The 19,175-nt window shown below is 75.5% G+C and carries 18 protein-coding genes; 4 read left to right on the forward strand and 14 right to left on the reverse strand.

What is annotated here, in order from left to right; all coding sequences use genetic code 11:
• Positions 1–123 precede the first annotated feature (123 nt).
• The 6 genes from egtD to ABZ452_RS15470 all read right to left on the reverse strand — a co-directional run bounded on the left by egtD (position 124) and on the right by ABZ452_RS15470 (position 6,191).
• Positions 124–1,089, reverse strand: a complete 966-nt coding sequence (egtD, locus tag ABZ452_RS15445) for an L-histidine N(alpha)-methyltransferase (protein WP_357942972.1) — start codon at positions 1,087–1,089, stop codon at positions 124–126.
• Between the two features lie 41 nt (positions 1,090–1,130).
• On the reverse strand, positions 1,131–1,877 hold the full coding sequence (egtC, locus tag ABZ452_RS15450) for an ergothioneine biosynthesis protein EgtC (RefSeq protein ID WP_357942974.1): 747 nt from the start codon (positions 1,875–1,877) through the stop codon (positions 1,131–1,133).
• 16 nt (positions 1,878–1,893) lie between these two features.
• Complete coding sequence (gene egtB / locus ABZ452_RS15455) at positions 1,894–3,228, reverse strand: ergothioneine biosynthesis protein EgtB (protein ID WP_357942976.1); 1,335 nt, start codon at positions 3,226–3,228, stop codon at positions 1,894–1,896.
• Complete coding sequence (gene egtA / locus ABZ452_RS15460) at positions 3,225–4,460, reverse strand: ergothioneine biosynthesis glutamate--cysteine ligase EgtA (RefSeq protein WP_357942978.1); 1,236 nt, start codon at positions 4,458–4,460, stop codon at positions 3,225–3,227. Before egtA ends, egtB begins: the two co-directional genes overlap by 4 nt.
• Positions 4,461–4,708: 248 nt before the next feature.
• Positions 4,709–5,533, reverse strand: coding sequence for a hypothetical protein (locus ABZ452_RS15465; RefSeq protein WP_357942980.1), 825 nt, complete (start codon positions 5,531–5,533; stop codon positions 4,709–4,711).
• Positions 5,534–5,549: 16 nt separating this feature from the next.
• A complete protein-coding gene (locus ABZ452_RS15470) occupies positions 5,550–6,191 on the reverse strand; it encodes an RNA polymerase sigma factor (protein ID WP_357942982.1) in 642 nt (213 codons plus the stop codon).
• Positions 6,192–6,749: 558 nt separating this feature from the next.
• Between ABZ452_RS15470 and ABZ452_RS15475 the strand changes: the two genes are divergently transcribed.
• Complete coding sequence (locus ABZ452_RS15475) at positions 6,750–8,150, forward strand: serine/threonine-protein kinase (RefSeq protein WP_357942984.1); 1,401 nt, start codon at positions 6,750–6,752, stop codon at positions 8,148–8,150.
• Between the two features lie 141 nt (positions 8,151–8,291).
• On the opposite strand, the gene ABZ452_RS15480 is transcribed toward ABZ452_RS15475, so the two are convergent.
• From ABZ452_RS15480 to ABZ452_RS15500, 5 genes are all read right to left on the reverse strand, one after another.
• Positions 8,292–10,772, reverse strand: a complete 2,481-nt coding sequence (locus ABZ452_RS15480; protein ID WP_357942986.1) for an FtsX-like permease family protein — start codon at positions 10,770–10,772, stop codon at positions 8,292–8,294.
• 6 nt (positions 10,773–10,778) lie between these two features.
• Positions 10,779–11,543: an ABC transporter ATP-binding protein gene (locus ABZ452_RS15485; protein ID WP_357942988.1), complete on the reverse strand. Its 765-nt coding sequence runs from the start codon at positions 11,541–11,543 to the stop codon at positions 10,779–10,781.
• Positions 11,544–11,692: 149 nt separating this feature from the next.
• On the reverse strand, positions 11,693–12,358 hold the full coding sequence (locus ABZ452_RS15490; RefSeq protein ID WP_357942990.1) for a response regulator transcription factor: 666 nt from the start codon (positions 12,356–12,358) through the stop codon (positions 11,693–11,695).
• Positions 12,355–13,599, reverse strand: coding sequence for a histidine kinase (locus ABZ452_RS15495; protein WP_357943688.1), 1,245 nt, complete (start codon positions 13,597–13,599; stop codon positions 12,355–12,357). Before ABZ452_RS15495 ends, ABZ452_RS15490 begins: the two co-directional genes overlap by 4 nt.
• 39 nt (positions 13,600–13,638) lie before the next feature.
• Positions 13,639–13,878 carry a GntR family transcriptional regulator gene (locus ABZ452_RS15500; RefSeq protein ID WP_107078181.1) on the reverse strand — a complete coding sequence of 80 codons (240 nt, stop codon included), beginning with the start codon at positions 13,876–13,878 and terminating at the stop codon, positions 13,639–13,641.
• A 309-nt stretch (positions 13,879–14,187) separates the two neighbouring features.
• Between ABZ452_RS15500 and ABZ452_RS15505 the strand changes: the two genes are divergently transcribed.
• Both ABZ452_RS15505 and ABZ452_RS15510 read left to right on the forward strand, forming a co-directional pair.
• Entirely contained in the window at positions 14,188–14,493 is a 306-nt protein-coding gene (locus ABZ452_RS15505; protein WP_357942992.1) for a hypothetical protein, read from the forward strand.
• 36 nt (positions 14,494–14,529) lie between these two features.
• Positions 14,530–14,796 (forward strand): hypothetical protein, encoded by a 267-nt coding sequence (locus tag ABZ452_RS15510; RefSeq protein WP_357942994.1) that lies wholly within the window; start codon positions 14,530–14,532, stop codon positions 14,794–14,796.
• Here the strand turns inward: ABZ452_RS15510 and ABZ452_RS15515 are convergent.
• A complete protein-coding gene (locus ABZ452_RS15515) occupies positions 14,786–15,532 on the reverse strand; it encodes a DUF305 domain-containing protein (RefSeq protein WP_357942996.1) in 747 nt (248 codons plus the stop codon). The two genes, ABZ452_RS15510 and ABZ452_RS15515, sit on opposite strands and share 11 nt — an antisense overlap.
• Positions 15,533–15,670: 138 nt before the next feature.
• On the opposite strand from ABZ452_RS15515, the gene ABZ452_RS15520 reads away from it, so the two are divergent.
• Positions 15,671–17,122, forward strand: a complete 1,452-nt coding sequence (locus tag ABZ452_RS15520; protein ID WP_357942998.1) for a hypothetical protein — start codon at positions 15,671–15,673, stop codon at positions 17,120–17,122.
• Between the two features lie 43 nt (positions 17,123–17,165).
• Here the strand turns inward: ABZ452_RS15520 and ABZ452_RS15525 are convergent, their stop codons facing one another.
• Both ABZ452_RS15525 and ABZ452_RS15530 read right to left on the reverse strand, forming a co-directional pair.
• Complete coding sequence (locus tag ABZ452_RS15525; protein ID WP_357943000.1) at positions 17,166–18,158, reverse strand: linear amide C-N hydrolase; 993 nt, start codon at positions 18,156–18,158, stop codon at positions 17,166–17,168.
• 45 nt (positions 18,159–18,203) lie between these two features.
• The gene (locus ABZ452_RS15530) at positions 18,204–19,139 is read right to left on the reverse strand and encodes a PfkB family carbohydrate kinase (RefSeq protein ID WP_357943002.1); all 936 of its coding nucleotides are present in this window, start codon (positions 19,137–19,139) and stop codon (positions 18,204–18,206) included.
• Between the last annotated feature and the right edge of the window lie 36 nt (positions 19,140–19,175).

Genomic DNA, 19,175 nt, shown 5'->3' on the forward strand with positions numbered 1-19,175 from the left:
TGGCCGGATGCGGAACGCATCAGTATGTCGACCACGACATTGGGGGCTACTCCCCTTCGCGCCGCCCAGCCTAGCCGATCATCGGCGGGCGGGCCGCGCCGGGTGAACAGGCTCACCGAGGCCTCAGTCGGCCCGGGCCAGGCTGACGCCGAACAGCCCCTCCGGGTCGGTCCAGAACGCCTGCCGGACGAATCCGGCCGCGGCCAGTTCCCGGGCGATCCCCTCCGGCCGGAACTTGGCCGAGACCTCGGTCCGCAGCTCCTCGCCGGCGGCGAACCCGACGTCCAGGTCGAGCACGCGCACCCGGACTGCGCGCTCGGCCCGCAGCCGCATCTCGACCCACTCGTGCTCCGGATCCCAGACCGCCACGTGCCGGAACGCCGCCGGGTCGAAGTCCGCCCCCAGCTCCCGGTTGATCACCCGGAGCACGTTGCGGTTGAACTCGGCGGTCACCCCGGCCGCGTCGTCGTAGGCGGGGACGATCACCGCCGGGTCCTTCACCAGGTCGGTGCCGATCAGCAGCCAGTCGCCGCACTCCAGCGCCGCGCGCATCGCGGTGAGGAACTCCGCCCGTTCCGCCGGCAGCAGGTTGCCGATGGTCCCGCCGAGGAACAGGACCAGCCGCCGGCCACCGGTGGGCAGCCGGTCCAGGTGCCGGGTGAAGTCGCCGACGATGCCGCGCACCCGCAGCCCGGGGTACGCGGCGGCGATCTGCTCGGTGGACCCGCGCAGCGCGCTGACCGAGACGTCCAGCGGCACGAAACTGCCCAGGTCGCCGTGGCGGGTGAAGGCGTCCAGCAGCAGCCGGGTCTTCTCCGACGAGCCGGAGCCCAGCTCGATGAGGGTCTTCGCGCCGGTCAGCGCGGCGATGTCGTCGGCGTGCGCGGCCAGCACCGCCCGCTCGGCCCGGGTCGGGTAGTACTCCGGCAGCCGGGTGATCTCCTCGAACAGCTCGCTGCCCCGGGCGTCGTAGAACCACTTCGGTGGCAGCCACTTCGGCGTCGCGGTCAGGCCGGCCCGGACGTCCTCCCGCAGGCCGCGGTCGAGGTCCTGCTCCTCCAGGTGGATCTCCAGTGGCTCCGCGCTCATCAGCAGTCCTTCCTGTTCCTACCGGTGTGGGAAACGGGATGTCAGGCGACCGTCAGCTCCCGGACGTCCAGCCCGGTGGCCGTGGCCACCACGAGCCGGCCGTCCGGCACGGGCCGCCAGCCGGGGTCGTCGTCGGAGGGCTCGGAGGCGAGCAGCACCGAATCCGGGGTACGGCGTATCGACAGCGCGTGCCCGGCCACGCTGGCCGCCACCGTGGCGCCGTCGGTGAGCAGCAGGTTCAGCCGCGATCCGGGGGCGGCCGCGGAGACCGCCGCGACGGTGTCGGCCACCGCCTCCGCGGGCGTGGCGCCGGCGCGCAGCCGGTGCCGGACCAGCGCCCAGAGCAGCGCCGAGTCGCTCGGCACCTCCAGGGTCAGCAGGTCGCGGACGGGCAACCCGCCGGCCAGCGGGACCAGGCTGTCCGGCCAGCCACGGACCACCCCGTTGTGGCTGAACAGCCAGCGCCCCTCGGCGAACGGCGCGGCCGCCGTCTCGTGCAGCGGCATGCCGACCGTGGCGGAGCGGACGGCGGCCAGCACCGCGCCCGCGACCGTCGCGGCGGCCAGTTCCGGCAGGGTGGTGTCGCTCCACATCGGCTGCGCCCGCCGGTAGCGGACCGGGTCGCCGCCGCCCGGGTACCAGCCGACCCCGAAGCCGTCGGCGTTGATCGTGCCGCCGCCGCGCATGTCGCGGGGCGCCCAGGACTGCCGCAGCAGCCCGTACGGCGGATCGAAGAGCAGGCTCCGCAGGCTGACCGGCGGACCGAGGTACGCCAGATGGCGGCACATCAGGCGGCGCCTCCCGTCACGCCGCCTCCTCGGGGCGGGCGTCGCGGGCGCAGCGGAAACCGCTGAAGATCTGCCGCCGGATCGGGTAGTCCCAGTTGCGGAAGGTGCCCCGGCAGGCCGACCGGTCGGTGCCGAACGAGCCGCCGCGCAGCACCCGGTGGTCGTCGCCGAAGAAGACCTCCGAGTATTCGCGGTAGGGGAACGCCACGAAGCCCGGGTGGCCCCGGAACGTGGACGAGGTCCACTCCCAGACGTCGCCGACGAGCTGGTGCACGCCGAGCGGCGAGGCCCCCTCCGGATACGCGCCCACCGGCGCCGGCCACAGGTGCCGCTGCCCCAGGTTGGCGTGCGCGCCCGTCGGGTCCGCGTCGCCCCACGGGTAGCGGCGGGACCGGCCGGTCGCCGGATCCCAGCGAGCCGCCTTCTCCCACTCCGCCTCGGTGGGCAGCCGCTTGCCGGCCCAGGCCGCGTACGCCTCCGCCTCGTGGAAGCAGACGTGCACGACCGGCTCGTCGTCGCGCACCGGCGACAAGCGCCCGAACCGGCGGTACGCCCAGCCGTCCCCGTCGCGCCGCCAGTGCATCGGTGCGCTCAGCCCGGCCTCGACCCGGTGCCGCCAGCCGGCCGCGCTCCACCAGCGCGGCTCGTCGTAGCCGCCGTCGGCGAGGAAGGCGCGGTACTGCCCGTTGGTGACCGGTGCCGCGTCGATGGCGTACGCCGGCAGGTCCACTGTGTGCGCGGGTCGCTCGTTGTCCAGCGCCCACGGGTCGGTGGAGGTGCCCATGGTGAACGGCCCGGCGGGCACCAGCACCTCGCCGCCCACGTGGACGCGCGGCTCCGGCGGCGGCGGGGCGTCCAGCACCGGGCCGCCGGCGCGCAACTGGTGGGTGGCGAGCATCGTCTCGTCGTGCTGCTGCTCGTGCTGGACGATCATGCCGAACGCGAAGCCGTCCTCGATCAGCTTCCGTTCGGTGAACCGGATCCCGTCCAGCAGGTCGTACACCTTGTCCCGGACGGTGCGCACGTACGCCCTAGCCTCGGCGGGCGGCAGCAGCGGCAGGGCCGGGCGGTCCTTGCGGGGCTGCTTGAACGCGTCGTACAGGTCGTCGATGTCGTGGCGCACCGGCTCGCGCCCGCCCACGTCGCGGACCAGCCACAGCTCCTCCTGGTTGCCGACGTGTGCCAGGTCCCAGACCAGCGGGGACATCAGCGTGGAGTGCTGCCGGACGAGGTCGTCGTCGTCCACCGCGTCGGTGAGCAGGGCGGTGCGGGCGCGGGTGCGCTCCAGCTCGGCCGCGATCCGGCTGCGCAACTGCTCGCCCTCGGCCGCCGGCCGGTCGGTCGTGGTCACCGCTGTCCCCTCTCCGCGGCGGCACGGCGCCGCCGGATCGCTCGGCTCGTCTCGTCGTGGATCCCGGCCGGCAGCTCCAGCCGGGGCAGGGCCGCCAGAGCCAGGTCGAACAGGGCCGCCGCGGCGGTGGCCAGGGGCCGCTCGGCCAGCCCGCGCCGGGCCGCCGTGGACCACCGGTCGGCGACCGGGGTGGCGACGGCGAGGGCGTCCCGGGTGGTGGCCGGGTCGGCGAAGAGCGCCGCCAGCACCGCCAGGGGCACGGTCCACTCCCGACCCGGCTGGGCGTCCAGGTAGCGGACCTCCAGGTAGCCACGCGGGCGCACCGGCGGGAAGAGCGTGCTGAGGTGGTACTCCAGGTCGTCCGTGGTCGGCGGGTGCGGCAGCGCCCCGGCCAGCCAGTCGGCGAAGGTGACGCCCACCGGCGGCGTCCAGTCCGGACCCTCGCCGCGGACGCAGAGCAGCGGCGCGGCCAGGGCGTACCCGATCCAGGCGGCGACCGGATCCTGGTCGGCCCGCGCCGGGGACCAGACCGGCCGGGTGCGCGCCGGGTCGATGGCCAGCCAGGCGGCCATCCGGGTGGAGGCCCAGCCGGTGGTCCGCCCGGCGTGCCGGTCGGCGGTCGCGAAGGCGGCCAGCAGCGGCGGCCCGACGGCGTGCGCGGCGGCCCACCGCTCGGCCAGCCCGTCCGGCTCGCCCGCGTCCAGGCAGATCTGGAGCCCGGCGGTGCTGTACATCATGGCCCGGCCGGCCGGCCCGTGCCGGTCGAGGACGGAGCGCATGGCCCGGTAGCGCGGGGTCTCCACGACGGGGCGCGGGGGGCGCCAGGGGTCCATGCCGGTGCGGCCCAGGACGAGGCCGGCGGCGTCCAGGAGGGCCCGTAGCTCGGCGAGGTCGGCCTCGGTGGCCAGGATGAGCGCGGCGACCGACGGTCGCGGCGTGGACGAGATCTCCACCTGCCCGCCCGGCTCCACGGTCACGGTGCCACCGCGCCGGAGCCCGGCGGCCGGGCTGGTGGGGTCGAGGGTGACGGGGCTGTGCCGTCCCAACGCCCGGCGCAGTCGCTCGCGGTCGACCGGGCGGGTCGGGTCCGCGGCGTCGTGCACCGTCCATTCCAGCTCGATGCCGGTCAGGGTGGGTGGCCCGGTCTTGAAGCAGATCCTGGCGAGGTGCCCGCGGGCCGCCGCCTCATCGCCCAGCACGGTGGTCCGGTCCAACTCCGGCGACATCACCAAGAGACGGCTCCTCTCCCCGGGGCGGGCGACCACGCTGTCGGCCGGCGCCCGTGCCGTGGCGGCCGGGCGTCGGCGGGTCCCACCATCTTCTGTCTAGCAGACGGAATCCGCGCGCCCGAGGAGATGAATTTTTGTCCGGAATCCGGTTGCGGCGCCGGCTGAGCGGCCGGAGGGCGGCGCGCCGCCTTCCGGAGGGCGGGTGCGCCGCCGCGGGTACGGCGGCCCGCCGCGTCGCACCCGCTTCACGACTACGGCGTCGGCTTCGACTTCGGCTCGGACTTCGACTCCGACTTCGACGCCGCCCTGGACGTCGATTTCGACGCCGATGCCGGCTCCGACTTCGAGGTCGACTTCGACTTCGGCGTCGACTTCACCTTCGGCTCCGGCTTCGGCTTCGGCTCCGACTTCGGCTCCGGGGACTTCTCCGGCACGAGCGCCAGGCAGTAGCTCTCCACCCGGTCGGCGCCGCCGGCGGCGGTCACCAGGTCGGCGAACCCGGGGCTCTCCAGCGCCTTGGCCCGCTGCTGCTCGGACTTGGCCAGGTAGGCCCGGCAGTGCCCGGCGAGATTCCCGGCGCTCGCCGGCTTGCCGGGCCCACCGGAGCCGCCGGGTGTCGGTGCGGTGGACGGAACACCGCCGGAGGGGCCGCCGGTCGGGCTTGCGCCCCCGGAGGGCGTCGGGGAGCCCGGGTCGTTCGCGCCGCCGGTGCTGCCGCCCGGCGTGGTCGGGGCCGGCGGCGGCGCCGGTTCCGGGCTCAGGTCGAGGTTCACCGCGGCGACCGCGACCCCGGCGGTGGCGGTGGCGGCGAGCCCGGCCAGGACCGCACCGACCCGGAAGCGGCGGCGCGGCCGGGGCGCCGCGGCCGGGGCAGGGTTGGCCCGGGCGGCCCGGAACGCGGCGAGCGCCCGCTCCTCGCCGCTCAGTTCCGCCGCGGTGCCCGGGGCGGCCGCCGCGGCGAGCAGGTGCGCCAGCGGGTCGGCCGGAGCCTCCGGCGGTGTCCCGGCGCGGGCCGCGTCGAGGAGGCGCTCCGACTCCGCCCGATCGGCGGGCCAGTCGGACCGGCCAGAACTCATCCCGTTTCCCTCCACGTCAGCCGTCCGCCGGCTCGGCCTTGGGCGCCTGCGGCGCCTGCCGTCCCCGGCCCGTACGGGCGCGGGGCGCCGCCGCTCCCCCGGTCCGGTCCACCGGCTGATCCTCCTCGGCCCGCTCCAGCAGCCCGGCCAGGCGCCGCAGCCCCCGGTGGGCGGCGGTGCGCACCGCGCCGGCCCGCCGGCCGAGCACCCGCCCGGCGGTCTCCGCGTCGAGCCCGATCACGGCACGCAGCAGCACCGCCTCCGCCTCGCGGGGCGGCAGGCTGGCGATCAGCGCCAGGGCGCTCTCGGTGCCGATGGTCTCGCCGGCCCGCTCGGCCGTGTCCGCGTCCCCAGCCAGCTCGCTGAGCGCCTGGACGGGCACCGGCAGGGCGGGCCGCCGGCGCTGCCGGCGCAGGTGGTCCATGGCCCGGTTGCGGGCGATGGTGACCGTCCAGGCGCGGAACTCGCCGCCGGTGAAGCCGGGCAGGTCGCGGGAAATCTGCAGCCAGGTCTCCGAGGCCACGTCCTCGGCGTCGGCGCCGACCAGGGCGGTGAGGTAGCGCAGCAGGCCGGGCTGGAGGCTGCGGTAGAGGAAGCGGAAGGCCTCCTCGTCGCCCGCCTGCGCGGCGCTGACCGCCTCGCTCAGCTCACCGGTCATGGATCCGCCGTTCCCGCCGTGCCGACTCCCGGCACCGGCGCCCACCGGTGCCGGCGTGCCCGACGTCCGCCCGGTCGGACGACCGGACCTCCACCCGCACCATCAGTCCCCCGCTGACCTGATCGGCGCCAGCAGCGGAGTGCGGGCGCGCGTTTGGACACCGCCGTGTGTAAGGACGGCCGTCGGCGGACATACCGTACCGGCGTCGTGGGGCGGCCGGGAGTCGGGCCAACGCTAGGAGCGGTCGGTGGGTTCGACAAGGTGTCGCCCGCCGGAGAAAGAGTGAAAATTGTCTACGGTCCGGCGCGGCGCGTCGGCGTAACGAATACGACCCGCACGGCGCTCCCGCGCCCGGAAACCGGGACGAAACACCAGGCCGGAGGCGGACACACGAACCTCCGGGCACATTTTCCTGCCCGATCGTACGCGATTCGTCACGGTCAGCCGATCGGTCCGGGGGCGGCTGACCGTTCGGACCAGGCGCCTCAGGCCGCCCGCCGGTCGTGACGGGAGAGATCGCGGGAAATACTCCGGGGCCGCTCTGGGTACGGTATTGACGTGTTGACTTCCGACGTCGTACTCAGCGGTCGGTACCGCCTTGATGACCGTGTCGCCACCGGCGGCATGGGCGACGTCTGGCGTGCCACGGACCTGGTGCTCGGCCGTCCGGTCGCGGTGAAGGTCCTGCTGCCCGCGCTGGTCTCCGACCCCGACTTCATCGCCCGGTTCCGCTCCGAGGCGCGGATCATGGCGTCGCTGCGCCATCCCGGCGTGGTCCAGGTCTTCGACTGCGGCGAGGACGAGCTGCCCGACGGCAGCCGGGCCGACTACCTGGTCATGGAGTTCGTCGCGGGCGAGCCGCTCTCCCGGCGGATCGAGGCGGCCGGGCAGCTCGGTGTCGGCGAGACCATGTCGATCGTCGCGCAGGTGGCCCAGGCCCTGCACGGGGCGCACGCCCGGGGCATCGTCCACCGGGACGTGAAGCCGAGCAACCTGCTCGTGCAGGACGACGGCACCGTGGTGCTGGTCGACTTCGGGGTGGCCCGGTCCACCAATGTGACCAGCATCACCAGCACCAACGCGGTGCCCGGCACGGCCCTCTACATGGCTCCCGAGCAGGCCGCCGGGCGGCCGGTCTCCGGCGCCACCGACGTCTACGCGCTGGGCGCGGTGGCCTACTGCTGCCTCACCGGCAGCCCGCCGTTCACCGGCGACAACCCCCTGCAGGTGGCGGTCCGGCACCTCGACGACGAGCCGCCGGAGCTGCCGGTGGAGATCCCGCAGCCGGTCCGCGACCTGGTGGCCCGGGCCCTGGCCAAGGACCCGGCGGATCGCTTCCCCACCGCCGCCGCAATGGCCGAGGCGGCCCGGGCGGCCGGCTCCGAGTCGCCCACCGCCGTGGTGCCGATGACGCTGCGCGGCGCGACCGGATCGAGCCGCACCCGTGACGACCTCACCGCCGCCACGCCGGGGGCCCTGGTGGCGCCGGCCCGCCGGCCGCGCCGGCGGGGCACGCTGGTCGGCGCGGGGGCGGCGGTGCTGGTGGCGCTGACCGCGCTGGGCGCCGCCCTGGGCGCGGCCAAGAACGCCGACGCTCCGGCCACCCGGCTCGACACGACGGCGCCGGCTGTTGCCCCGAGCAACTCGGTCGCGGACGCCGCGGTCACCGAGGGGCCGCCGACGGGCGGGGGCGACGACGACTACCGCCCCGTGCACCCCACCGGCCGGCCGTCGAGCTCGGCCTCGGCGACGCCGAGCCCGTCCGCGAGCGGATCGGCCCAGCCGAGCCCGTCCGACGTCCCGTCGACAATGCCGACCGCGCCGACCACGGCACCGACCACCACGCCGCCGGTGGAGACCACCGCGCCGACCGAGACGACCACGACCACGACCGCTCCCGCGGACGGCGGCGACGGCGGGGGCGACGGCGGCGGAGCCCAGCCGGTGTCCGAGCGCTGACCCGGCGACACCCCGACCCCGCAGCACCCGGACCGGCGACACCCGGACCGGGCAGTACCGGGACCCGGAGGCGCCGGAGCGGGTCGAGCCGGCCCCGCGGCTGTCGCGGGACCGGCTCGACGCGTCTCGCGCGCCCGGCGCTCACTCCGCGCCGAGGGCCGCCACCACCGGCCGGGACAGTGCCCGCCGGGCCGGCAAGATCGAGGCGGCCAGCGCGGCGACCACCGCCACCGCGACGATCAGGCCGAGCCGCCCCCAGGGCAGCACCAGGGTGAAGTCCCCGCCGATCCGGGCCAGCACGGCCATCCCGCCGGCGGCCACCCCGGTGCCCAGGGCGACGCCGAGCAGCGTGCCGACCAGCGCGGTGAGCACCGCCTCGACGGCGAGCACCGCCCGCATCCCGCCGCGGGTCAGGCCGACGGCGCGCAGCACGGCGTTCTCCCGGGTCCGCTCCACCACCGAGAGGGTGAGCGTGTTCGCCACGCCGACCAGCGCGATCACGACGGCCAGGCCGAGCAGCGCGGTGACGAAGCCGAGCACCAGGTCCACCGTGCCCGTGAGCATCTTCTTGTAGGCCGCCTGGTCCAGCAGGTTGACCGTCGGATACCGGGTGAGCACCGACTCGACGGCAACCCGGGCGGCGTCGGTGGAGACCCCGTCGGCCGGGTCGACCTCGGCCAGGTAACCGCGCTCGGCCGGGAAGAGGCGGGCGAAGTCGGCGTCGGCGACGTCCACCACGTGCCCGGCGGGCACCGGACTGCCGGCCCGGGCCGGGTTGTCGTCGGCCACCACGGCGGCCACCCGGAACGTCCGGCCGGCGAGCGGGACGCTGCTGCCGACCGACCAGCCGCGGGCCGCGGCCAGCTCGCGGTGCACGAGCACCGTGCCCGGACCGAGGGCGGCCGGGTCCCCGGCGTCCACGGCGGACAGCGTCCGGCGGACCAGCGCCGGGTGGGCGGCACGCACCTCGATCCCGTCCACCACACGGCTGCGCTGCTCGTGCACCACACCCAGCTCCGGCCGGGCGGCCAGCTCCCCGGCCAGCGGCGCCGGCAGGTCCCCGCCGATCCCGGTGACCACGAAGTCGACCCCGATCTGCGCGTCCACGGCGCGCTCGATGCCGGCCTTCGCGCTGCCCGCGCCGACCACGAACGCGGAGACCAGGCCGATGCCGATGACCATGGCGGTGGCGGTGGCCGCCACCCGACGCGGGTTGCGTACGGCGTTCGCCACGGCCAGCGCGGCCGGTACGCCGAGCAGCCGGCGGGCCGGCAGGCCGAGCATCCGGACCAGCGCCGGCACCAGCACCGGGCCGAACAGCACGATGCCGAGGAAGGCCAGCACCCCACCGGCGGCGACCAGTGGCACCTGGCCGAGGGCCCCGGCGCCGGCCAGGGCGGCCACCCCGGCGGCGAGGACCAGCGCCCCGGCCGCGAGCCGCACCCGGCCGGCCCGCCCCGCGGGCTGCACGGCCGCGTCGGTCAGCGCCGCCACCGGCGCGACCCGGGTGCCCTGCCAGGCCGGCACGGCGGCGGCCACCACGGTCAGCAGCGTCCCGAGCCCGAGGGAGAGCAGCACCGTCCGGGCGGTGACGGTGAGCGTGCCGGTGACCGGTGCGTCGATCGTGGCCAGCAGCGCGCCGAGACCGGCGGACAGGCCCACCCCGGCGAGCACCCCGGCCGCCGAGGCGACCAGCCCGGTCAGCGCCGCCTCGCCGAGGGCGGCCCGGTAGACCTGCCCACGGGTCGCGCCGACCAGCCGCAGCAGCGCGGTCCGCCGGGACCGCTGGGCCAGCACGATGGCGAAGGTGTTGGCGATCACGAAGCCGGCGACCAGCACCGCCACCGCGGCGAAGGTGCCCAGGAACAGCTCGAACTGCCGCCGGTCGCGGACCGCGTCCGCGACCGCCTCGTCGAGGATCGCGGCACGGTCGCGGACCGCGACCTGCGGCCCGACCGCGGCGCGGACCCGGTCGGCGAGCGCCGCCCGGTCCACGCCGGGCCGCGCGGCCACCATGATCCGGCCGTAGCCGCGCTCCCCGCTCACAGCGAGCGCGTCCGGGCCGGCCAGGCCGATGAACGGGCCGCCGACGTCGCGGGAGCTGCCGGCCACGTCGACCGTGCCGACCAGGGTGTACGGCCGGGCCGGCCCGCCGTTGCCGCCGACCCGTACCGGGCTGCCGAGGGCGAAGTGCTGGTCGGCGACGGTCTCCTCGTCGAGCACCAGTTCGCCGGCCCGCTGCGGCAGCCGCCCGGCGACGACGTCGTACGACTGGAGGGCCGGGTCGGTCGGGATCGCGGCGAGCACGGCGTAGCCGAGCACCGGCCGCCCGTCGGCGCCCACCACACCGGCGGTGCCGGTCAGCTCCCCCTCGGCGGCGGCCACCCCGTCGACCGCGCGCACCCGGTCGACCAGGGCGGGTGCCAGCGGCGTGTCATCGGCGTACGCGGCCAGGTCGGTGTGCCGGTCGAAGGCGCCGGCCCGGTCGTACGCCCCGGCGCGCATGCCGTCGGTGAGCATCAGGGTGCCGGCCACGAAGGCGACACCGAGGACGATCGCCAGCGAGGAGAGCAGCAGGCGCAGCCCGTCGGCGCGGATCTGGCGCAGGGTCAGGCGCAACATCTCAGGTCACCGCCCCGCCAGCGACGCGCCGGCCTCGAGCCGGGTGAGCGCGTCGAGGACCTGGCCTGCGGTCGGGGCGTGCAGCTCGTCGACCAGCCGCCCGTCGGCGAGGAAGACCACCCGGTCGGCATGGGCGGCGGCCTTCGGGTCGTGGGTCACCATGACCACGGTCTGGCCGAGCGTGTCCACCGCCTCGCGGAGCAGCCGCAGCACCTCCGCGCCGGAGCGCGAGTCCAGGTTGCCGGTGGGCTCGTCGGCGAAGATCACCCAGGGCCGGGTGACCAGGGCCCGGGCGACGGCGACCCGCTGCTGCTGGCCGCCGGACAGCTCGGCGGGCCGGTGCCGGAGGCGGTCGGCGAGACCCACCGCGGTCACCACCTGGCGCAGCCACTCCGGGTCGGGCCGCCGGCCGGCGATGGCCAGCGGCAGCACGATGTTCTCCTCGGCCGTGAGGGTGGGCAGCAGGTTGAACTTCTGGAAGACGAAGCCGATCCGGTCGCGGCGCAGCCGGGTCAGCCGGCGGTCGTCCAGGCGGGCCAGGTCGGCCTCGCCGATGCGCACACTGCCGGCGGACGGCCGGTCCAGGCCGGCGAGGCAGTGCAGCAGGGTGGACTTGCCGGAGCCGGACGGGCCCATCACGGCGGTGAACCGGGCGGCGGCCAGGTCGAGGTCGACGCCGTCGAGGGCCACGACGCGGGACAGCCCGCCGCCGTACTCCTTGCGCAGCTCACGGGCGGTGACGGCGACGCCGGTGGTGGTGGTTGGTGACAACGTGGTGCTCCTGTCGGACCGGGTCCTGAAGACCCTTCCGACGCTAGGCGCGGCACCCCGCCGGTGATCTCCACCTGCGCGCTCGACCTCGGTACGCCGGTGGTCGCCCCCGACCGGGTGGACCCGTACGACCCAGGTCGTACGCCGGGTCAGCCGCCCGGGGTGACCAGGCCGCTCTCGTACGCCAGCACGACGGCCTGCACCCGGTCGCGGAGCTGGAGCTTGGCCAGGATCCGGCCGACGTGGGTCTTCACCGTCGCCTCGGCGACGTGCACCCGGGCGGCGATCTCGGCGTTGGAGAGCCCCTGCGCGACGAGCAGCAGCACCTCCCGCTCCCGCTCGGTGAGCTGGGCCAGCCGCGGGTCCTCGGTGGGCGCCGGCCCGAGCTGCCCGGCGAACCGGTCGAGCAGGCGCCGGGTGATCGGCGGGGCCACCACCGAGTCGCCCTCGGCGACCACCCGGATGGCGGCGAGCAGATCCTCCGGCGGGACGTTCTTGAGCAGGAAGCCGCTGGCTCCGGCGCGCAGCGCGGCGAACGCGTCGGCCTCGGTGTCGAAGGTGGTGAGCACCAGCACCCGGGGGCGGCGTCCGGCCGGCCGGGCGCAGATCCGCTTCGTCGCCTCCACCCCGTCCATGGTCGGCATCCGCAGGTCCATCACCACCACGTCGGCCTCGACCCGGTCCAGCACCCGCAGCGCGTCCGCGCCGTCGATCGCCTCGCCGACCACCGCGAGGTCGGGCTGGGAGTCGAGCACCATCCGGAACCCGGCGCGCACCAGCGCCTGGTCGTCAACGATCACCACCCGGACGGTCATGCCGCCGCCTTCCCTTCCTCGGTGCCCGACGCCGACGGTAGCGGCAGCCGCGCCTCGACCCGCCAGCCCCCGCCCAGGGTGGGGCCGGCGGCGAGGCTGCCGTCGTACACCCCGACCCGCTCACGCATGCCGACCAGGCCGTGCCCGCCGGACGGCGCCGGCCGGACCACCGGACGGCCGCGCCCGTCGTCGACCGCCCGGACCACGACGGCGTCCGCGGACCAGTCGAGGCGCAGCTCGACGGCCGCGCCCACGCCGGCGTGCTTGAGCGCGTTGGTGAGGCTCTCCTGCACCACCCGGTAGACGGTCAGCTCCAGGCCGGGCGGCAGGGCGACCGGCGTGCCGGTGGCGGTGTCGGTGATCCGCAGGCCGGCGGCGCGGAAGCGGTCCAGCAGGTCGGGCAGCTCGACCACGGCCGGCCGCCGGTGCGCCGGCTCGGCGGACACGCCACCGTCGGGCTCGGCCGCCACGGCCGGCGCGGCCGCCGGCTCCGGCCGGCTCGGTTCCCGGAGTACGCCGACGAGGCGCCGCATCTCCTCCAGCGCCTGCCGGCCGGTGTCCGCCACCACCTTGGCCGCCTCCCGCGCGGTGTCCGGGTCGCGGTCGATGGTGAACCGCACCCCGTCGGCCTGCACGATCATGACGGCCATGCTGTGCGCGACGACATCGTGCAGCTCACGGGCGATCCGGGTGCGTTCCTCGGCGACCGCCGCCCGGGCCTCGGCCTCCCGCTCCCGTTCCAGGGTGGTGGCCCGCTCCTCCAGGCTCACCACGTAGAGCCGGCGGGTCCGCACGTTCAGCCCGACCAACCACACCGCCCCGGTGACCAGGCCGTAGTAGAGCGCGCCGGCCCACCAGGGCGCCTGCGCGGGCATCTGGGCGGCGGCGAGCACCACGCCGATCGCGGCGACGATCCCGGCCAGGACCCCGTCGCGCAGCCGGTCGGCGTACTTGACCACGCTGTAGAGGGCGATGAGCACGCCGATGTCGTACGCCAGCGGACCCCAGCCGACGACCACCTGGAGCAGCGCGAGCACGGCCACCCCGGCCGCCACCGCCGACGGGTGCGTCCGCCGGAACAGCAGGACCAGCGCCATCGCGATCCCGACGGCCGCGCCCGCCACGCCGCCGGGCTGGGCGACGATCCCCAGGAGGGCGACGAGAGCCACCAGCCCGGAGACGGCGGTGTCGAACGCGACGCTGCGCAGCGGGCGGCCGAAGACGATGCGGTCCACGGTCAGCCAGGGTACGGGGCGCCCCGCACGTCGATGCCCACCCCGTTACGAGGACGGGTCTGCCACGAAGACGCCCAGCCCCTGGTGCCCGTACAGTTCCCCGGTCTCGATCAGGATCGTGATCGCCTGCCGGACCGTGGACTGGCTGCCGACCTCGTAGAGGTCGGCCAGCGCCTTGGTCGACGGCAGCTTGTGGCCCGGCGGCCACTCGCCCGAGGCGATGCGACCCCTGATGTCGGCGATGATCCGCCGGTAATGCGGCTCGAACTTCCGTGGTGCGGGCATGCGAAGTACTCCCAGCTAGGCACGCCCATCTGATCACGCCGTGCGGGAGGACTTCAAGAGCATCGTTGACTTTACCAGTATTGTCGGTATGGTTCGTGAGCGAGGCGGCTCCCAGCTAGGCACTGCGGCGTCACCTCTCGGAGCGGCGTCCGGCGGCCCGGCCGTCCCGCTGCTCCGACCACAGCCCCGGCAGCAGTTGCCACCGACAGGCCCGGGGCGGGTGCCGGGCTCCGACCGGCTCGGGCGCGCGGTCGCGCCGGCCGCCCCCGCCCGCCTCGGCGCCACCCTCGATCGCTCCCAGGGAGAGCCATGGACGCCACCGACGCGGCTTCCGAGCCGCGCTGGATCATCCACCTGCCCACCACGCTGACCCGGCTCGTCGAGGCCACCGCGCTGACCGTCGCGCTGCGCGACTCGCTCGGCCACGTCACCGCCATCGACTTCGGCGAGACCACGCTCAGCGAGGAGGACCGGCAGTTCGTGCGTACCCGGATCTGGTGTGACGCCCAGGTGCCCGGCGAGGCCCGCTGCGCCCGCCCGGCCGACCACGACGGCGCCTGCGGCGGCGAGGTCCCCATCACCGGGGAGAGGGAGGGCGTTCACCAGCGCGGGTGATCACCCACCGGCCGGCGTGGCGGACAGGCTGGCGGCATGGTGAATGAGCGAACCGAAGCGCCTGTCCCCCCGTTGGTGGCCGGCAACTTCACCGACGACGGCATCTTCAGCCCGTGGATCGTCGTCTACGGGATCCCGCAGTTCCTGGTCTGGAGCATCGGCCTGTTCCTCGCCGCCTGGTCCTACCGCGCCCGCACCCGTGATCACGGACAGCGGCGCGATCTTGGACACTTACCGTTCACAGCGAACGGTAAGTGTCCAAGATTCCGCGACGACGCACGACGACCAGGGCTCAGGGCGTGATCAGCTCGCGGAGGCGGGTGATCTCGGCGGACTGCTCGACGGCGACGGCGTTGGCGAACTCCTGGAGGGTCTGGTCCACGCCCACCTTGAGCAGGTCGGTGGACATGACGACCGCGCCCTCGTGGTGGGCGGTCATCATCCGCACGAAGAGCCGGTCGAAGTCCGCGCCGTGGGCGGCGGCGAGCTGCCGCACCGCCTCGGGGGACTGCATCCCGCGCATCGTGCCGTGGTCGTGCCCGGGGACCTCGGCGGGCAGCCCCCGCGCGCCCAGCCAGCCGCGGAGCACCCCGATCTCGGGCCCCTGGGCGGCCCGGATGCGGTCGGCGACGGCGCGTACCCGGGGGTCGGCGGCCCGGTCGGGGGCGAGGGTCGCCATCTCCACGGCCTGCTGGTGGTGCGGGATCATCATCCGGACGTACCAGACGTCGAGGCCGTTGTAGCGCGGCGGGGCGGCGTCCCGGACCTCCTGGGCGGCGCGGGTGGCCGCCGGCTCCCCCGGCCGGCCGGGCACCACGACGGGTGGCACGACGACGGGTGGCACGGCGGAGGGCGACGCGTCGACCGGGGACGCACCGGCCGGTGAGGCGCCGGCCGGTGACGCGGCGGTGGCGGACGGGCCGGCCGGAGCGGCCGTCGGGCGGCTGTCGCCCCGAGCGGCCAGCGCCACGCCGGCCACCACCAGGAGCACCACCAGCGCTGTGACGGCGAGCCAGACACGTCCCTGCCGGCCGGTCATACGACACTCCCTCCGGTCGAGGTGAGAGCGATCCTATCCATAGACAATCCTGCCTGAATGTGACCGGCGTCACATTGATGAATGTCACCGGCCGGTAAGGTGTGGCAAATCATCATCCCCTTTCGGAGGGTGCCGCCGATGATCAGTCTCCGCACGTCCCGAACCCGGATCGTCAGCCTCGCCGCCGCCGGCCTGCTCGTCGCCGGCGTCGTCGCCGCCCCACCCAGCAGCGCCCAGGAGCTTCCCCGGGCGCAGGCCGCACCGACCACCGTGGACAGCGCCGTCCCCGGTGTCGACGAGATCTCCAGCAGCCCCAACCTGCGTCAGGTCGCCAACCTGCCGAAGCAGGCGCCGTTCGACACCTCCGCGGCGTTCGGCACCGACATCGCCTTCCAGGGCCGGTACGCCTTCGTCGGCAACTACGACGGCTTCGTCATCTACGACGTCTCCCGGCCGAGCGCGCCGACCGTCGTGTCCCAGGTGCTCTGCCCCGGCTCCCAGAACGACATCTCCGTCCACGGTGACCTGCTGTTCCTGTCCACCGACTCGTCCCGCAGCGACGACTCCTGCAACAGCGTCGCCCAGCCCGCCTCCGAGGCCGGGTCCTGGGAGGGCATCAAGGTCTTCGACATCGGCGACAAGCGCAACCCGCGCTACATCAAGTCGGTGGAGACCGCCTGCGGCTCGCACACCCACACCCTGGTGCCGGGCAAGGACCGCCGGACCGTCTACCTGTACGTGTCGTCGTACAGCCCGCGGGCCGAGTTCCCGGACTGCCAGCCGCCGCACGACTCGATCTCCATCGTGAAGGTGCCGCTGCGGTCACCGACCGACGCGGCCGTGGTGGCCACCCCGAACCTGTTCCCGGACGGCGGCTACCCGGGAATCCCCGGTGAGAAGTCGGCCACCACCGGCTGCCACGACATCACCGCGTACCCGGCGAAGGACATCGCGGCGGGCGCGTGCATGGGCGACGGCATCCTGCTCGACATCGCCAACCGCGAGGCGCCGAGGGTGATCGAGCGGGTGCGCGACACCGAGAACTTCGCCTTCTGGCACTCGGCGACCTTCAACAACTCCGGCACCAAGGTCGTCTTCACCGACGAGCTGGGCGGCGGCGGCGCCGCGACCTGCAACGAGGCCACCGGGCCGAACCGCGGCGCGGACGCCATCTACGACATCACCGGTCGCGGCGACAACCGGCGGCTCGCGTTCCGCAGCTACTACAAGATCCCTCGGGCCAACGCCGACACCGAGAACTGCGTGGCGCACAACGGCTCGCTGGTGCCGGTGCCCGGCCGCGACATCATGGTCCAGGCCTGGTACCAGGGCGGCATCTCGGTCTGGGACTTCACCAACTCCCGCCAGCCCAAGGAGATCGCCTACTGGGAGCGGGGTCCGCTGGACGCCGGTCAGCTCCGCACCGGCGGCTCCTGGTCGGCCTACTGGTACAACGGCCACATCTACTCCAGCGACATCCAGAAGGGCCTGGACGTGCTGGAGCTGCGCGACCCGCGTACCTGGCTGGCGCAGCTGATCCGGGTGCCCGAGCTGAACGTGCAGACCCAGACGGGTTACCTGAGCTGGTGACCAGCCGGCCGGGTCCGGCCCCCTCCGGGGGGTCGGGCCCGGCTCAGCTCATCGGCAGCCGGTAGCCGCGCTGGCCGCCCCCCGCGGTGACCAGCCGCACCTCGCCGGTGCGCAGCCCGTACGTCACCGACCAGCGGGTGTGTGGCTGCCGCACGGCGTCGAGCAGACGTAGCGCGGCCGGGGCGTCCACCGTGCCGCCGGCCCGGTCCAGCGCCTCGGCCAGCACCCCGTAGCGGTGGTCGTCGCGCAGGTCCCGGTCGGCCACCCCGACAGCCGGCACGTTGGTCAGCGCCTGCCAGGCGCCCCGGCCCTTCTCGGCCCGCATCCCGCCGTCCACGAACTCGATCACGGCGGACGCCCCGGTGGCGTCGGCGATCAGGTAGTGCAGCGGCGGGCCGCCGTCGAAGTCCAGGTTGTAGCGCCCGAACACGGCGATCGCCTCGTCCACGGTGGCGGCGGAGTCCAGCACCAGGCGCAGGACGCGCACCGAGCCGACGGTGGGCCGGCCGGGCACCGGCTCGGCGGTCGCGCCGTCGTCGGCGGCCAGCCCCACGGCCAGGCCGCGCTCGTTCATCCCGTCGAAGGGCAGCAGCGGCGCGTTCAGCAGCCGGCGGTCGCCCGCCGGGTCGGCCGTGACCCCCAGGTAGGAGATGTCCACCAGGGAGATCGAGGCGTAGCCGTCCGGCGGGTCGGTGCGCAGCACCAGCGCCGGGTTCGCGTCCCAGTCGAAGTTGCGGGCGAACAGCGGCCGGCTCCGGTCGCCCCCGGCGGCGAAGAGGGAGCAGCCGAACGGGGTCGCCTGCGGGGTGCCCGCCACCCCGACGGTGGGGTCGTAGTCACCGACGTAGGTCATCTCGTACAGCGGCAGGTCGTCGACCCGGCGCAGGCTGGCCAGGGTCCGCTCCACCTGACCGGCGTCCTGCCGGGAGGCGCTCGGCGTGCCGGCGCCGGCCGGGGCGGCGGGCCGGCGGCTCTCGGCGCAGCCGGTGGTCACGAGGAGCAGGGCGAGCCCGGTGGCGAGCAGGGTCCTCCGCATGCCCGCGACGCTAGAAGAGGCGGGGGCGGATGTCCATCGGGGACGTCAACGATCGGGTATCCGGGCCAGCTGCGCCTCGATCGCGTCCCCGCTGAGGGCGGGCCGGCCCCCGGCGTGGCCCACGGTCGCGCCGGCCGCCGCGACCGCGTACCGGGCGATCCGGGGATACGGGTCGTCGCGGAGCAGGCCGGCCGTGACGGCGGCCACGAAAGCGTCCCCGGCCCCGGTGCTGTCCACCGTGGGCGTCTCGCTCAGCGGCACGAACAGCTCCCCGCCCGGCCAGACGAACGCGTTGCCCTCCCCCGCCACCTCGACCGCGACCAGCGCCGGACCGCGGGCGGCCAGCTCCCGGCCGGCGCCCAGCCCCGCCTCGGCGTCCTTCGGCGGGTCGCCGCCCAGCAGCAGGCCGGCCTCCCGCGCGTCGGCCCGCAGCACGTCGGCCCGGGACAGCAGCTCCGCCGCGCCGTCCGGGTCATCCGGCGCGCCGTCGAGCACCACGAGCCGGCCGGCGTCGCGGGCGTGCCGGACCGCCGCGAGCGCCGCCGGCAGCGGCTGCTGGAGCTGGACCACCACCGCGCGGGCGGCGCGGAGCACCCCGGCCGCGCCGGTCACGTCCGCCACGGTGAGCAGGGTCGCCTCGGGGATGTCCTCCAGGTACCGCCAGCGCGCCCGGTCGTCGACCACGTCCACGATGAGCGCGCTCGGCGTGTCCGGCCGGCGCAGCACCGGGGCCACGTCGATGCCGTCGCTGCGGGCCTGCCCCAGCAGCCGGTCGCCGACCTCGTCCTCACCGACCACGCCCAGCAGCCCGACCCGGACGCCGAGCTGGGCCAGCCCGACGGCCTGGTTGGCCCCCTTGCCGCCGAGCAGTTCCCGCCGGCAGCGCACCGGGACCGTCCCGGACGGGCCGGGCACCTCGTCCACCCGCAGCACGAGGTCCCGGGCCACCTGCCCCACCACGATCGCGTCCAGTCCGGTCATGCCGGGCTGATACCCCGGCCGCCGCCGGTCACGCCC

Origin of the sequence: Micromonospora sp. NPDC005707 (assembly GCF_040631005.1) — a bacterium.
GTDB lineage: Bacteria > Actinomycetota > Actinomycetes > Mycobacteriales > Micromonosporaceae > Micromonospora.

Coding starts and splice junctions, on each gene's coding strand:
- ABZ452_RS15465 (WP_357942980.1), bottom strand. CDS start 5,533: ATGAGTTCTGGCCGGTCCGACTGGCCCGCCGATCGGGCGGAGTCGGAG.
- ABZ452_RS15490 (WP_357942990.1), bottom strand. CDS start 12,358: ATGACCGTCCGGGTGGTGATCGTTGACGACCAGGCGCTGGTGCGCGCC.
- ABZ452_RS15500 (WP_107078181.1), bottom strand. CDS start 13,878: ATGCCCGCACCACGGAAGTTCGAGCCGCATTACCGGCGGATCATCGCC.
- ABZ452_RS15480 (WP_357942986.1), bottom strand. CDS start 10,772: ATGTTGCGCCTGACCCTGCGCCAGATCCGCGCCGACGGGCTGCGCCTG.
- ABZ452_RS15525 (WP_357943000.1), bottom strand. CDS start 18,158: ATGCGGAGGACCCTGCTCGCCACCGGGCTCGCCCTGCTCCTCGTGACC.
- ABZ452_RS15470 (WP_357942982.1), bottom strand. CDS start 6,191: ATGACCGGTGAGCTGAGCGAGGCGGTCAGCGCCGCGCAGGCGGGCGAC.
- egtD (WP_357942972.1), bottom strand. CDS start 1,089: ATGAGCGCGGAGCCACTGGAGATCCACCTGGAGGAGCAGGACCTCGAC.
- ABZ452_RS15505 (WP_357942992.1), top strand. CDS start 14,188: ATGGACGCCACCGACGCGGCTTCCGAGCCGCGCTGGATCATCCACCTG.
- ABZ452_RS15530 (WP_357943002.1), bottom strand. CDS start 19,139: ATGACCGGACTGGACGCGATCGTGGTGGGGCAGGTGGCCCGGGACCTC.
- ABZ452_RS15520 (WP_357942998.1), top strand. CDS start 15,671: ATGATCAGTCTCCGCACGTCCCGAACCCGGATCGTCAGCCTCGCCGCC.
- ABZ452_RS15515 (WP_357942996.1), bottom strand. CDS start 15,532: ATGACCGGCCGGCAGGGACGTGTCTGGCTCGCCGTCACAGCGCTGGTG.
- ABZ452_RS15510 (WP_357942994.1), top strand. CDS start 14,530: ATGGTGAATGAGCGAACCGAAGCGCCTGTCCCCCCGTTGGTGGCCGGC.
- egtC (WP_357942974.1), bottom strand. CDS start 1,877: ATGTGCCGCCATCTGGCGTACCTCGGTCCGCCGGTCAGCCTGCGGAGC.